Consider the following 13810-nt stretch of genomic DNA (forward strand, 5'->3'; position numbering starts at 1 on the left):
CATGAAACATTGGGCCATCTGGCTTCCGCTGGCGCTGTTCGGCCTGCTGTTCGCGGTGTTCGCATCAGGGCTGATTGCGCCCGGCGATCGCACCATCGCATCGCAGATGATCGGCAAGCCGCTGCCCGATTTCGATCTGCCCCAGGCGGTACCCGATCGTCCAGCGCTCGCCAGGGCGGATTTTACGGGCGGCAAGCCCAAGCTGCTCAATGTTTTCGCCAGCTGGTGCGTGCCGTGCATTGCCGAGGCCCCGGTCCTGGCCCAGCTGGCCAGGGCAGGCGTGGAGATCGATGGCGTCGCCATCCGTGATCGCACCCCGGACGTGCAGCAATTCCTGGCGCGTCACGGCAATCCCTATACGCGGATCGGGCGCGACGATGTCAGCAAGATCCAGTTCGATCTCGGCTCTTCGGGCGTGCCCGAAACGTTCGTGATCAACGGCAAGGGCATCATCACCTATCAGCATATCGGCGAAATCCGCGCCGACCAGGTGCCGATGATCCTGCAGAAGCTGAAGGAAGCGCAGTGATGGCAAGGCCGGACTGCGCCCAACCCCCGTTTATCCCGAGCCCTTCGACGCCGCCTGTCGGCGTCGCTCAGGATAAACTTCAGCCTTTGGCTGAAGTCGAGGGACGTGATCGCAACCCTCTTCGCATACGTCCCTCGACTTCTCGGCAAAGCCGAGAAGTTTATCCCGAGCGGCTGCCTTGGCAGCCAGCCGAGGGGCTCGGGAACTCGGTGAGGTGGTTAGCCTTCCTCCTGCTCGCTATGTTCGCCGTGCCGGCAGCAGCCCAAGATTCCCTGCCACCCGCGCCCTACGCCTACAGGCAGCTGGAGGACCCTGCGAAGGAAAAGGCCGCGCAGGACCTGATGCTGACGCTGCGCTGCCTGACCTGCCAGAGTCAGTCGATCGCCGATTCCGATGCGGCCATGGCAGGCGATATGCGCCATCAGGTGCGCGAGCGGATCGCCAAGGGCGAGGATCCGGAGGCAATTCGGGCCTGGCTGATCGAACGCTATGGCGACTGGGTCTCCTATGAGCCGCGCGTGACGACGATCACCTGGCCGCTGTTCGCCGCGCCGATCGTGCTGCTGCTGCTCGCCGGCGTTATCGTGCGCAAGCGTTTCACCCGCGCCAAGGCGCAAGGAGACAAGATCTGATGGCCTGGATCGTCGTGGGCTTGCTGGCAGCGCTGATCATGGTCGGCCTCATCTGGCTCGGCAAGATGCCGCGCAAGGCCTGGGAACTGGCCGGGGCTGCGCTGTTCATCGGCATTGCCGGCTATGCCTGGCAGGGCCAGCCCTCGCTCGCCGGATCGCCCAAGGAGCCCGTCGAGAAGCTCGGCATGTTCGACGAGGACCTCGCCAAGCAGCGCGACGAGATGGGCGGCAATTTCGGTGATGCCCGCGCCTGGCTGGTGCTGGCCGACGCGCAGAGCCGCCAGGGCAAGTTCGCGACCGCCGCGACCGCGCTCAGCAAGGGGCTCGAGACTTTTCCCGAGGACCCCGACTTGTGGGTCGCGCTCGGCAATGCGCTGGTCGGGCACAGCAACGGCCTGCTCACGCCTGCCTCGCAATATGCCTATCAGAAGGCTGCGTCGCTCTCCCCCGATCATCCGGCACCGCCCTTTTTCCTGGGCCTTGCGCTGGCGACCTCTGGTCAACTGCAGCAGGCACGGAGCATCTGGGCCGAGCTGCTGGAGCGGTCACCAGCCGATGCCGAATGGCGGGAAGACCTGACCGGACGACTCGCCAGGCTTGATGCATTGATCGCGCAACAGAGCGGGGCGCCTGCTCCGGGCATGCCCGGATCGGTTCCGCCTGTCGCCGAACCAGTGCAACCCTCTGAAAACAAGCCATAATCGCGATTTTGCGATTTTATTGCACCGCATCATGCACCATGCTAATCCGCCAGCCATTGCCCGAGGGGCGATAGGCGAAAGGGGACGATGAGCGCTGTTCGATCGCAAGGTCCGCAGCGCCCGCATATTGCCCGATGATAAGCGATTCACCTTCAGACGCATCCGCAGCGCAGCCGGCAGCCTGTGCCGTTGCCGGAGAGCAGATCGACCAGCAGGCCGGGCATGACCATGCCAGGAGCAGCTCGGTCGCCTTGCTGGCCTTCGGCGCCATTGGCATCGTGTTTGGCGATATCGGCACCAGCCCGATCTACGCCTTTCGCGAAACCTTTGCCGGCCATCATCCGCTTACGCCGGATCGCGAACATATTTTCGGCGTCGTCAGCCTGATCTTCTGGTCGATGACGCTGGTCGTGGGCGTCCAGTATGTCAGCATATTGATGCGTGCAGACAACAAGGGGCAGGGCGGCAGTCTTGCCCTAGTCGCGCTGATTTCGCGCAGCATCGGGCGCACCAGCTATGGCTGGTTGCTGATCCTGCTGGGAGTTTTCGCTACAGCTCTGTTCTATGGCGACAGCATGATCACGCCCGCGATCTCCGTGCTTTCGGCGGTCGAGGGGCTGACGGTCGTCAATCCCGGGTTGCAGCCGCTGGTGCTGCCGATCGCGGTCGGCCTGCTGGTGTTCCTGTTCTTCATCCAGTCGCGCGGAACGGCGAAGATCGGGACGCTGTTCGCGCCGATCATGGTCCTGTATTTCGCGACCATCGCGGTGCTGGGCGTCTACCAGATCGTGTTCAATCCTGAGATCCTCCTGGCGCTGAACCCCTGGTATGCGGTGCGCTTCTTCATCAACGATGGCTGGTTTGCGTTTCTGGCACTCGGCTCTGTCGTTCTGGCCGTGACCGGCGCCGAAGCGCTCTATTCGGACATGGGGCATTTCGGTCGCGGTCCCCTGCGCCTGTCGTGGTTCGCTTTCGTCATGCCTGCGCTGCTGATCAACTATTTCGGCCAGGGGGCGATGATCATCGGCATGTCGCCCGAGGTCGCCGCCGAGACGATCAAGAACCCGTTCTTCCTGCTCGCGCCCGATGTGCTGCGCCTGCCGCTGGTTCTGCTCGCGACCTGCGCCACCTTCATCGCCAGCCAGGCGGTGATCTCAGGCGCATTCTCGATCACGCACCAGGCGATCCAGCTCGGCTATATTCCGCGCCTGTCGATCAAGCACACCAGCGCCTCCGAAAGCGGCCAGATCTATATTCCGCTGATCAACTGGGTCCTGATGGTGGCCGTGCTGCTGCTGGTGCTGACCTTCCAGAGCTCGAGCAACCTTGCGGCCGCCTATGGCATTGCGGTGACCGGCGCGATGCTGATCGACACCTGCCTGATGGCGGTGCTGCTGATCGCGATGTGGAAGTGGAAGCTGTGGATGGCGGTGCCCGTCATCGTCACCTTCGTCGTTGTGGACGGCGCCTATTTCCTCGCCAATGCCACTAAGATTCCCGATGGCGGCTGGTTCCCGCTGGTCATCGGCGCTTTCACCTTCACCCTGCTCACCACCTGGGCGCGCGGGCGCAAGCTGATGCGCGAGACGATGATCGAGAGCGCATTGCCGATCGAGGTCTTCGTCAAGTCCGCCCAGGGTTCGGCCACCCGAGTCAAGGGTACGGCGATCTTCATGGCCTCGGCAACCACCGGGGTGCCGACAGCGCTGCTGCACAACATGAAGCACAACAAGGTGATCCACGAGCGCGTGGTCATCCTGACCGTGCAGATCATGGAAGTGCCCTATGTGACCGACGCCAACCGCTTCCAGGTCGAGGATCTGGGCCATGGCTTCTATCGCATGGTGCTGCGCTACGGCTTCATGCAGTCGACCGATGTTCCCGCCGCGCTCAAGGACGTGAAGGAGCTGTGCGGCGGCAAGTTCGAGATGCTGCAGACCAGCTTCTTCCTGTCGCGCCAGACGCTGCTGACCGCCGAACGGCCTGGCATGCCGGTGTGGCGCGAGAAGATCTTCGCATGGATGCTGCGCAACTCGGCCAGTCCGATGGAATTCTTCAACCTGCCGTCGAACCGGGTGGTCGAACTGGGCAGCCAGCTGGAAATCTGAAGGGGGCAGTGCGTGATCGTGATTGCAGGCTTTTACCGCTTTCCAGTCGATCAGCTCGAGGCGGTCAGACCCGCCATGGCGAAAATGATCGAACTGAGCCGCGCCGAGCCCGGCTGCAGCCATTATGCGTTCTCGCATGATGTCGTGGAGCCTGGTCTCGTGAGGGTGAGCGAGGCCTGGCAGGACGAGGATGCGCTCCAGGCGCATGCCACCAGCGCGCACATGGCCGAATGGCGGGCTGCCAGCGCGGCCCACGGCATTCATGACCGCACGATCACGGCCTATGAGGTCAGCGGATCGCGCTCCTTATAGGCGCTTGCGGCTCTGCGGTCTGCTCGCGATCACGGCGAGGAGTCAGCAGGTCAGAAAGGTTCAGCGGCTGCGCGATCAGGCTGGGGTGCGGTGAATAGCCATCGTGCCAGCGCTTCGCCGAGATGTCTTCCCGCGCTAAGCTCATGCTGAACAGTCGCCGGGGATGCATGGACCGGTTGTCGGGTCCGGCGTGCAGCATGTCGCTCTGGTAGAGGATAACCGTGCCCTTGCGCGGCGCGGTCGACAATAGCTGGAACTGGCGTTCGAGCTTCTCGCCATGACGGTACAGGTTCCACAATCGGGAGGGGCTCAGCGAACGCAAGCTGAACTGCGAATTCTTGCCCAGCACAAAGCGCAGCAGATTGGGCTGGTGCTCGTCCCATATGCGCGAAAACACCCTGTCGCGAAATTCGCCGGGGGCCAGCGGGGCGGTTGCATCGCGGCGCATCGACCATAGCTTGGCGAGATTATGCCGAAGGATGCGCCCGTTGCACCGGAGGCGGAACAGCTCCATCCGCTCCAGCGCATTGTCGTCATGCTTGGGCGCGGCGCCATCGAACAGCTGCGTCCCGGGGACGAACACTGTCCCGCCCTGCTGCTCGGAGACATCCTCCACCGCCGCGAACAGACTGATGACGCCGCTGGGGTCGCGATGCACATATTGATGCGACGAACCGCAATAGCTGGTCAGCGTGGTGACCTCGAGCAGCGGATGCGAAGGCTTGCAATAATGCGAGAGCACGGCTTCGAGCCGCTGGGCGAGCGTCGCGACGAAATCGGTCACGCGCGGGGTTGCGGGCAGCGAGCAGAAATCGCGGCGCACGTAGCGGTTGTCGGTCTCGCTGGCAAAGGCGCAGCGCTGGCGGTCCGGATCCTCGATCGTCTCGCGGATCAAGGCGAGCCCGGTATCGGCTTCGGCTTCGGACAACAGGTTGGTGAGGATGACGAGGCCATGCTGTTCCATCCTCGCCAGTGCCTCGGCGGCGCAGGCAGCGGTAAGCCTGCCTTGCGCGTCGAGCGAGGCAGGCAATTCGAACGCGGAGGTATCGCCGGAGGTCTTGAGATCCTTCATGCCCTGATGCCCTGGATATGCTGGCTGGCTCCGCCCACCCTCCCGCCGACATGGCGGAAACGGCAGGTGCGATGCTCGTCTTCTGACACGGAAATTTCTAGATCGGGTTAACCGGAGATGATCGCAAGCTACGCCGGCGTCGGAAAATCGCTTCGCGCCGTCGCCTCCCTGCTTTCCAGATGGCCAACATCCATTCGATCCCAATGTAAAGAAGTTTTAACATGGACTCGGCAATGTAAAAACGTTCTTACATTCGAGGGGGAATATCCATGCCGCGAACCTATTCCGAAAGGCAGTCATCCCGGACGACGAGGATGGTCGCCATCACGCTGGGCCTTGCGCTTGTCGCGCTGGCCGCAAAGGCAGGCTTGCTGGCCTTGGGCATCGACGATGCGGGCTGGGTTGCGCTGGGCTTCATACTGATCGGCTTTGCTGCAGTCTTCCTGCTCGGCCTCCAGTTCTGGAAAGGCCTCGACGATTTCCAGCGTCAGGGGCATGCGGTGAGCACATATTGGGGCAATATCGGGGGGCTTGCTGTTACTGCGTGCATCATTGCCGGGGCCGGACTGGCCAGAAGCGAGTTCGTGCTGGGCGTTGCGACGCTGGCCGTCACCCAGCTCGGGTGTTCGCTGATCCTCTATGGACACTGGCGACTGAAGGCTCGCGGCCTCGGCTTCCGTGCAGGCGAATGAAGAACGCACTGCGCGGCTATCGCAAGGCACGGGGGCTCAGTCAGCTTGAGCTGGCGGATGCGGTGGAGGTTACACGGCAATCGATCATCGCGATGGAGGCGGAGAAATATGATCCTTCGCTGCCGATGGCCTATCGCCTCGCTGCGTTTTTCGACGTGCCGGTCGAACAGTTGTTCCATAATCCCTGGAAGTCAGACAAAAACCCTTACCAATAGCGCGATCGATGCTCGAAACGGATTGGATTGGCGCGAAGCACGGCGCGCTTCACCCCGCAACGGGCCGCGCCATCCATTCCAGCAGCGCCGCGTTGACCGCTTCGGGTGCTTCCATCGGGGCCATGTGGCCGGCGCCCGCGAACACCACCATCGTTGCATCCGCTATCGCCTGGGCAATCGGCACGTGCTGGTCGGGCGGGCTCCACAGATCGAGTTCGCCGACGCCGACCAGTGCCGGGCACGCGATCTGCGATAGCAGCGACGCGGCATCGGGGCGGTTCACCAGCGCGGTGATCTGTTGCCGGTGGATCGCCGGCGTCATCCGCTCGACCATCGCATAGAGCTGCGCCCGTAGCGCCGGATCGGTATCGAGCAGGCCGGGCCGCACCATCGGCGGCAACCAGGCATCGGCGAGCGCGGTCATGCCCTGGCCGGCGCTGATGTCGAGCATCGCCTGGCGCTTGGGGAGCTCTTGCGGAGGGGCGGGATGCACGCCGGTGTCAAGCAGGCCGATCCGGGCGACGCGTTTCGGAGCGAGGCGAAATACTTCGAGCGACACGCGCCCGCCCATAGAATGGCCGATGATCGAGAAGCGATCGGGCGCGCCATCGAGGATGTGTTGCGCCATGCCGGGGAGCGAATCGTGCCGGGTGAGGTCGGGCACGATGACCTCGTATAGTGGCGATAGCGCAGCGATCTGATGCGCCCAGACATCGGCATCGCACAACAGGCCGGGGACAAGGATGGCGGTTTCGCGCGTGTTCATGGGATCAGCCCATTACATCGGCGAGGGGCTCTCCGTCCACTATCCTGGGCGCTGCCTCGATCAGCACGAAGGCGATGCGGCAGATATCGGTGGCAGACGGGTTGCGCCACAGATGGATGGTTCCGCGCTGGACGATGATGTCGCCCGTGCGGGCCGTGGTCACCGCGCCATCGTCCAGCTCCAGCTCGACCGCGCCCGACAGCACGATGCCATAATCGATGCTGCTCGAACGATGAAAGGGCGACACTCCGCCGGGCAGCATGTCGACGATGCGGATCACCGACCCCTGGTGCAGCGTCAGCCCGGCCTCGCGCTCCCGTCCGTCAGTATCGTCGTTGTTGTCGGCAGGGACGCTCGCCGTCGTCCAGATCAGGCTGAACGCGGCATCGCCCGAGGGGATCGGGGTGACCGGCAACAGGTCGTCGGCGGTGAACACCGCGCGCCCGGCATCGTCATGACCGGTAACGATGCGGCGAACGGGGGGTGAGCCGGTCATCCCTTCACCACCTTCTGCTCGATCGCGCCGAACAGCAGGCTGCCGTCGCGCAGCCGCGCTTCCATGCGCACAGTGTCGCCAAAATGCATGAAGCTGGTGCTGGGCTTGCCATGGTCGAGCATCTCGATGCCGCGCCGCTCGGCGATGCAGGCCGATCCGATCTCGCGGAAATTGCTGTTCGAGACGGTGCCCGACCCGATGATCGTGCCTGCGCAGAGCGAGCGCGTGCTCGCGGCGTGGGCGACGAGCTCGTGAAAGCCGAATTCCATCGCGCCGCCCTCGGCATTGCCGAACCGCTCGCCGTTCCAGTCGACCGCAAGCGGAAGATGGACGCGGCCGTCGCGCCAGGCATCGCCCAGCACGTCCGGAGTGACCGCGAACGGCGCAACCGAACAGGCAGGCTTGGCGTGGATCCAGCCGAAGCCGGTCTTCATCTCGACGGGGGCCAGCGCGCGCAGCGACCAGTCGTTGATCTGCACCAGCAGCTTGATGTGAGAAAGCGCCTGTTCCGGCGTCACGCCCATCGGCACGAAATCGGTGACGATGCCGAATTCGCCCTCGAAATCGATGCCATCTTCCTCGCGTGGCAGCGGCACATTGGCAGTGGCGGATAGAAACTGGTGCGACAGGCCCTGATACATCAGCGGGCGTCCCGGCGGCGGCGGTTCGGTGCCGAACAGGGTTTCCATCAGTTCGCCATGGCTGCGATAGGCGGACCCGTCGAGCCACTGCCATGCGCGGGGCAGCGGGGCGGCAAAGGCGATGCCATTGGTGCTGTCGCCTTCGCCCGCATCAAGCCGTTCGGCGAGCGCGCGGAGCGCCGGTTCGGATGCGTTCCAGCTATCGAGCGCTGCCTGCATCGTCATGCCTGCGGGCAGGTGGCGGCTGCCATCTGCGCTGACGACGACGAGCGCGCCGTCCGGCGTGCCGTTCTCGATGGTGGCGAGTTTCATGAAGGCGTCCTTTCGTGGAATTACAGATCGGCAAGCGCACTCGCGACCAGAGCGGCAAGCGTGCCGTCATGCGCAAGGCCGAGCGCATCGGCGGCGGGAGTGGAGAGCGGCGGCTGCGCGCCGAATGCGGCTTCGATCGCCGGATCGGGGGCATAGGTCGCAAGAGCGGGATCGGCCCCGGTCTGGCGCGCGACCTCGGCGACCAGATCGCTCATGCGGATGCGCAGCGCAGGCAGGTTGAGCCGGGTGGTTTCCGGATCGGACGGCAGGTCGAGCGCCGCGACAAGCTGAGTGACCAGTGCCTGGCGAGACAGCAGCCAGCAGGTCGCATCGGGAGAGACGGGCAGGGTGATCGGGTCGCGCGCCTTGAGCGCATGGAACAGGTTGCTGAGGAAGGCCGATTTCATCCCCGACGGCGCGAGGGGGCGCGCGATGATGCCCGGCAGGCGCAAGCTCAGCCCGCGCACCCCGCCGCGCCGGGTGAGCGTCGCGATCCACTCTTCGATCATCGCCTTGTGCGCACCATAACGCAGCATCGGACGCACCGGGGTTTCGTCATCGACATGCGGCGGCAGCGGATCGCCGAACACCGCGATGCTGCTGGCGAAGATCAGGCGCGGGGCGTTGCCATGTGCGGCGGCGGCATCGATCAGCGCCATGGGTGCTGCGACGTTGATCCGAGCAGCGAGCGCGGGATCGGCTTCTGCTGCGCCGCCGGGGATGGTGGCGAGATGGATGATCGCGGCAAGTGGTTCGGCGGTGAGCGCCGCGACCAGCGCCAGATCGTCGATCTCGCCAGACACGCAGGTCACGCCGGGCAGCGCAAGGCCCTCCAGCCCTGCGCGGTCGGTCGCAATGATCGGCCGCGTGCCCGCCAGCGCGCGCACCAGTGCCTGGCCGACAAAGCCGCCCGCGCCGGTGATCAGGATGCGCTCAGCTGCCATCGGTGATCGATGTGCCGCCATCGACGGCGATCTGCTGACCGGTGATGAAGCGGCTGGCATCCGAGGCGAGGAACAGGGCGGTTGCGGCGATATCCTCAACCTCGCCGACTCGGCGCAGCGGGGTCATCTGCAGCCGCCGCGCCAAGAAATCGGCATTGGCGATCAGCGGTTCGGAGAGCGGCGTGCGGATCAGCCCCGGCGCGATAGCGTTGACGCGCACGCCCTTCGGCCCCCATTGCACCGCCAGATTGCGCGCCAGCTGCGCAACGCCCGCCTTGGCCAGCGCATAGGCATTGATGCTGCCATTGCCGCGCAGCGCCGACAGGCTCGACATCAGGATGACGCTGCCGCCGCGTTTGGCGATATGCGGCAGCGCAAGCTGGGTCAGCGCGACCATCGATCGGAGGTTGATCGCCATCACCCGGTCGAAATCATCGAGCGACCAGCTGCCCGGCTCGCCGGTGATCCCGGCATTGCACACCAGAATGTCGATGCCACCGAATGCCGCAAGCGTGCCCTCGACAAGACCGGCCAGCGCCGCGCCATCGGTGACGTCGCAGGCGATGCCGCGCACGCGATAGCCTTGGCCCGCCAGCACGGTCTCGGTCTCGGCGACACCGCCCGCATCTTCGCTCGACACGACGACATTCGCGCCCATCTCGGCGAACAGCTGCGTGATGCCAAGCCCGATGCCGCGCGTCGATCCGGTGACGATGGCCGTGCGGCCCGCGAGATCGGACGCGCCCCCCTGCATGTGTCAGTCTTCGATGATCGCCACGGCACGCGTCCATCCGGCAGAGGCGCCGCGGATCTTGTGCGGGAAGCAGCTCACGGTGAAGCCGTGCGAAGGCAGGCTTTCCAGATTGTGCAGCTTTTCGAGGTGGCAATAGCCGATATCGCGCCCGGCCTTGTGGCCTTCCCAGATCAGCGAGGTATCGCCGGTCTCCGCCACTTTCTTCGCAGTGTGGCTGAACGGCGCGTCCCAGCTCCAGGCGTCGGTGCCGGTCACGCGGATGCCGCGCTCCAGCAGATACATGGTCGCCTCATAGCCCATGCCGCAGCCGATATTGACGAATTCGGGATTGCCCACCGCGCCTCCCGCTGCGGTGTTGACCAGCACGATCTCGAACGGCTGCAGCTCATGATCGATACGCTTCAGTTCTGCCTCGACATCGGCGGCGGTGACGACATAGCCGTCCTCGAAATGCCGGAAGTCCAGCTTCACCCCGGGGTTGAAGCACCATTCCAGCGGCACCTCGTCGATGGTGATCGCGCGCTGGCCGCCATCCATCGTGGGGTGGAAATGCCACGGCGCGTCGAGATGCGTGCCGTTATGCGTGGTCAGCGTGACCCATTCGGCCGCGGCAAAGCCCGCGCCATCGGGGGTCTGTTCGGCGGTGACGCCGGGGAAGAAATGGCCGAGCTCGGCGATCGTGTCGGCGTGCTGCTGATAGGTGATCTTGGGCCGCATGAACGGCGGATCAGTGATGACGTCGTTTTCCAGATAGATCGACAGATCGACGAACGTGCGGGCCATGATTATCCTCTCGGCAATATTGCGCGTAATGCGATGGGCGTGATGATCAGGCCCAGAAGCCCACCATAACCGATTTTCAGGGTGAGAGCGCTGCCCCATGGCAGGGTCTCGACACCGCCCAGCCAGAGCAAGCCCGACACCGCTGCTGCCAGCACGAGCGATGCGCCAGCCAGCAGGCCCGCGCGCACCACAATGGCCCGGGCAAGCGGAGGTGCCCCTGCAAGATTGCCGGAGATCATCTTCGCCCGGGTCTGCAGGCCAGGCATCAGCGCGGCCATGAAGCCTGCGGCGAGCGTTTGCGGGACGAAATCGAGTGCCAGATTGTCCGGCGCGAACACCGCGATCAGGGGCTTCATTCCGAAAACGAGAATGAAGAAGGCCGCGCTGATCGCCATCGATATGATGACGGAGATCAGCGTGCTGGCCCTGATATGCGCGGTAGCGGCGGTCATCCATCGACCCAGTTATAGGCCAGCGGCACCTCGCGGAACGCAAAGCGGTCAATATGACGCTCGAGCGCGCCCTTCAACCCGTCGCGCTGGCCCTCGGCGCTGGCGTTGATCGTGCAGACGAGCGTGCCGTCTTCAGCATCGAGAGTGACCAGGGCATCGGCGGGCCAATCCGCCCCGCGCGCATCCTTGGCGAAAGTGATCTCGCCGTGTGTCTTGTCGAAGCTCACGGGCAGATTGTGCTCCCAGTGCTTGCACACCTGTTGCAGATACTTGCTGGCACTGGCGGTGGGGATGCGCGCGGTGGCGGTGAAACTCATGTATTGGCCTTCCCGGTAATGTCGCCGCCCAGGGTATCGGCGAACCAGTCGGCGATGTAGTCGCAGCCATAGCTCATGTTGTCCGCCCCGACATGCTCCACCCCGCCTTCGCGCGGCGTGAAGATCTTGAGCTCCCGCTTGGGGCTGTTCGTCAGTTGCTCATAGCTCTGGTGCGCATAGTCGACACTGATCTGGCGGTCCTGCGCGCCATGGGTGACCAGAAACGGCACCCTGATCCGCTCCATCACGCCATTGAGCGTCATATCCTTCGACTTTTCGTGGAAATCGTCCATGTCCTTGGCACCGAAGACCCAGAGAACATGCGCCCAGTAATGCGGAACGGGGTTCTCACCCTCGCGGCGCAGGCGCTTCTGCTGAACCTCGGCCCAATTGTGGTTCGCACCCCAGACCGCGCCCGAGGCGAAGCGCGGCTCGAACGCCACCGCGCGCGGCGCAAAATGGCCGCCGAGCGAGATGCCGGTCATGCCGATGCGCTTGGGGTCGACATCGTCCTGCTTTTCCAGCCAGTCGACCGCGGGCGAGGCCCATTTTTCCGAATGCGGGGTCGCGGGCAGGTTGCCGATGCGCAGCGCCTCTCCGGTGCCCGGCTGATCGACGCACAGCGTCGAAATGCCGCGCGCGGCCAGCGCCTGGGGCAGGTTCGACCAGTAGAGCAGTTCCTTCGAGCTATCGAGGCCGTTGCAATAGACCACCACCGGCTTGGGGCCGTCGCCCGGCGCGCGGACATAGAGCGCAGGGTATTCGCTGCCCTCATAGGGGATCATCACGCGCTCGACCGGGTGGTTGCCCAGCTTCATCGCCCTGGCGAACGTGTCCTGCGCCAGCGCGAAGGTCGCGACGCGCGCGGGATTGCCATGGCCCTGCATGCGCTCACCGACCAGCAGGTAGAGCGCGGCGCGCTCGAGCTTCTTGGAAGCGGACAGCGTGCGGCCGCGCGCCTCGTCCTCGGCGGCGAGTTCGATCAGCTTCTCGCCCATCGCCACCCATTGTTGCAGGAACTCGCCGGTGCCGGCATCCTCGCCATTGGCCGCCGCATCGCGGATCGGCTTGCACATGTCGATGATCTCGCCGATCTTGCCGCCGCTTTCCAGCGCGATCGAGACCGACAGGTTCCAGACATAATTGGGAAAATATTCGAACAGGGCCATAAGGTTCAGACTCCGGCAGGCTGGAAAAGGCCTGCGTCGGGCGCAGGATGCGGCATGGTTTGCGGTCCGCCGATACCGATGCCCCACTGGTCCATGACCATCGGGGCAGGAGTGTGGACCTTGGCTTCCCAGGTGGCGTCGTCCACCTCCTCCAGGTCGGCGGTATATTCGACCGCAAAGCCGGCAGGCGTGGTGAAATAGCTGAAGGTATTGTTGCCGGCGGTGTGGCGGCCGGGGCCCCAGCGGATATCGGTGCCCTGCTGCTTGAGGCGGTGAATTCCGCGCATCATGTCGTCGACGCCCAGCATGTCATAGGCGACATGGTTGAGGCACGCAGGTCCCGGCAGCAGCGCGATGCGGTGATGCCACTGGTTGCAGCGCAGGAAGCACATGAAATCGCCCAGCCAGTCGCTGACCTTGAAGCCCAGCACATCGGTGAAGAAGCGCACCATTTCCTTGTGATCGGGCGAGTGCAGAACGATATGGCTGATCTTCTGCGGAATGCCTTCCCAGCGGGTCAGTTCGCGCGATGTGCCGCGCGCGACATCGGCCGAAATCTCGAACGGCAGGCCGTCCTTGCTGAAGAAGCGGAAGCCATAGCCGCCGCCCAGCGTGTCGAGCTCCTTGGGCGCGAACACGATCTGGCAGCCATAATCGGCGACCTTGGCGTGCAGCGCATCGACATCCTCGCGGCTGTCTGCGGCAAGCGTGATGATATCTATCCGCTGCGTCTCCGACTGGCGCAGGCGCACGACGTAAAGCTCGTCATTGCCCTCAGCGGCAAAGTGCAGCATCCCGTCCTTTTCGCCGGCTTCCTTGAGGCCCCAGATGTCGCGATAAAAGGCGGCTTCGGCGGCAAGATCGGTGACGGCATAGCCGACATGACGAATTTCGCTGACACGGGCCATATTGATA

18 protein-coding genes are annotated in these 13810 nt (G+C 64.4%); 7 read left to right on the forward strand and 11 right to left on the reverse strand.

What is annotated here, in order from left to right; translation table 11 throughout:
* The first annotated feature begins 1 nt into the window (after position 1).
* From C7451_RS01225 to C7451_RS01245, 5 genes are all read left to right on the forward strand, one after another.
* Entirely contained in the window at positions 2–529 is a 528-nt protein-coding gene (locus tag C7451_RS01225; RefSeq protein WP_110297149.1) for a DsbE family thiol:disulfide interchange protein, read from the forward strand.
* Between the two features lie 239 nt (positions 530–768).
* Positions 769–1161, forward strand: coding sequence for a cytochrome c-type biogenesis protein (locus C7451_RS01230; RefSeq protein WP_110297150.1), 393 nt, complete (start codon positions 769–771; stop codon positions 1159–1161).
* Complete coding sequence (locus C7451_RS01235; RefSeq protein ID WP_110297151.1) at positions 1161–1862, forward strand: tetratricopeptide repeat protein; 702 nt, start codon at positions 1161–1163, stop codon at positions 1860–1862. Before C7451_RS01230 ends, C7451_RS01235 begins: the two co-directional genes overlap by 1 nt.
* A gap of 134 nt (positions 1863–1996) precedes the next feature.
* Positions 1997–3970 (forward strand): potassium transporter Kup, encoded by a 1974-nt coding sequence (locus C7451_RS01240; protein WP_244181476.1) that lies wholly within the window; start codon positions 1997–1999, stop codon positions 3968–3970.
* 12 nt (positions 3971–3982) lie between these two features.
* The gene (locus C7451_RS01245; RefSeq protein ID WP_110297152.1) at positions 3983–4282 is read left to right on the forward strand and encodes a putative quinol monooxygenase; all 300 of its coding nucleotides are present in this window, start codon (positions 3983–3985) and stop codon (positions 4280–4282) included.
* On the opposite strand, the gene C7451_RS01250 is transcribed toward C7451_RS01245, so the two are convergent.
* Complete coding sequence (locus C7451_RS01250) at positions 4260–5354, reverse strand: hypothetical protein (RefSeq protein ID WP_110297153.1); 1095 nt, start codon at positions 5352–5354, stop codon at positions 4260–4262. The genes C7451_RS01245 and C7451_RS01250 overlap by 23 nt on opposite strands.
* 269 nt (positions 5355–5623) lie before the next feature.
* Between C7451_RS01250 and C7451_RS01255 the strand changes: the two genes are divergently transcribed.
* Complete coding sequence (locus tag C7451_RS01255) at positions 5624–6046, forward strand: hypothetical protein (RefSeq protein ID WP_146215266.1); 423 nt, start codon at positions 5624–5626, stop codon at positions 6044–6046.
* Entirely contained in the window at positions 6043–6261 is a 219-nt protein-coding gene (locus tag C7451_RS01260; protein ID WP_110297155.1) for a helix-turn-helix transcriptional regulator, read from the forward strand. The genes C7451_RS01255 and C7451_RS01260 overlap by 4 nt, the downstream gene beginning before the upstream one ends.
* Before the next feature lie 49 nt (positions 6262–6310).
* Here the strand turns inward: C7451_RS01260 and C7451_RS01265 are convergent, their stop codons facing one another.
* Genes C7451_RS01265 through C7451_RS01310 form a run of 10 tightly spaced genes read right to left on the reverse strand, consistent with a single transcriptional unit; the run spans position 6311 to position 13803 of the window.
* The gene (locus C7451_RS01265) at positions 6311–7027 is read right to left on the reverse strand and encodes an alpha/beta fold hydrolase (protein WP_110297156.1); all 717 of its coding nucleotides are present in this window, start codon (positions 7025–7027) and stop codon (positions 6311–6313) included.
* A 4-nt stretch (positions 7028–7031) separates the two neighbouring features.
* Positions 7032–7523 carry a cupin domain-containing protein gene (locus C7451_RS01270; RefSeq protein WP_110297157.1) on the reverse strand — a complete coding sequence of 164 codons (492 nt, stop codon included), beginning with the start codon at positions 7521–7523 and terminating at the stop codon, positions 7032–7034.
* Positions 7520–8476 (reverse strand): fumarylacetoacetate hydrolase family protein, encoded by a 957-nt coding sequence (locus tag C7451_RS01275; RefSeq protein WP_110297158.1) that lies wholly within the window; start codon positions 8474–8476, stop codon positions 7520–7522. The genes C7451_RS01270 and C7451_RS01275 overlap by 4 nt, the downstream gene beginning before the upstream one ends.
* 20 nt (positions 8477–8496) lie before the next feature.
* The gene (locus C7451_RS01280; RefSeq protein ID WP_110297159.1) at positions 8497–9420 is read right to left on the reverse strand and encodes an NAD-dependent epimerase/dehydratase family protein; all 924 of its coding nucleotides are present in this window, start codon (positions 9418–9420) and stop codon (positions 8497–8499) included.
* Entirely contained in the window at positions 9410–10174 is a 765-nt protein-coding gene (locus C7451_RS01285; RefSeq protein WP_110297160.1) for an SDR family NAD(P)-dependent oxidoreductase, read from the reverse strand. The genes C7451_RS01280 and C7451_RS01285 overlap by 11 nt, the downstream gene beginning before the upstream one ends.
* A gap of 3 nt (positions 10175–10177) precedes the next feature.
* On the reverse strand, positions 10178–10957 hold the full coding sequence (locus C7451_RS01290; RefSeq protein ID WP_110297161.1) for a cyclase family protein: 780 nt from the start codon (positions 10955–10957) through the stop codon (positions 10178–10180).
* 2 nt (positions 10958–10959) lie between these two features.
* Positions 10960–11409, reverse strand: coding sequence for a hypothetical protein (locus C7451_RS01295; RefSeq protein ID WP_110297162.1), 450 nt, complete (start codon positions 11407–11409; stop codon positions 10960–10962).
* A complete protein-coding gene (locus C7451_RS01300; RefSeq protein ID WP_110297163.1) occupies positions 11406–11726 on the reverse strand; it encodes a DUF2218 domain-containing protein in 321 nt (106 codons plus the stop codon). Before C7451_RS01300 ends, C7451_RS01295 begins: the two co-directional genes overlap by 4 nt.
* Complete coding sequence (locus C7451_RS01305) at positions 11723–12895, reverse strand: alpha/beta hydrolase family protein (protein WP_110297164.1); 1173 nt, start codon at positions 12893–12895, stop codon at positions 11723–11725. Before C7451_RS01305 ends, C7451_RS01300 begins: the two co-directional genes overlap by 4 nt.
* A 5-nt stretch (positions 12896–12900) precedes the next feature.
* Positions 12901–13803 carry a VOC family protein gene (locus C7451_RS01310; RefSeq protein ID WP_110297165.1) on the reverse strand — a complete coding sequence of 301 codons (903 nt, stop codon included), beginning with the start codon at positions 13801–13803 and terminating at the stop codon, positions 12901–12903.
* Positions 13804–13810: the final 7 nt, after the last annotated feature.

Source organism: Blastomonas natatoria (genome assembly GCF_003201955.1).
Lineage (GTDB): Bacteria > Pseudomonadota > Alphaproteobacteria > Sphingomonadales > Sphingomonadaceae > Blastomonas > Blastomonas natatoria.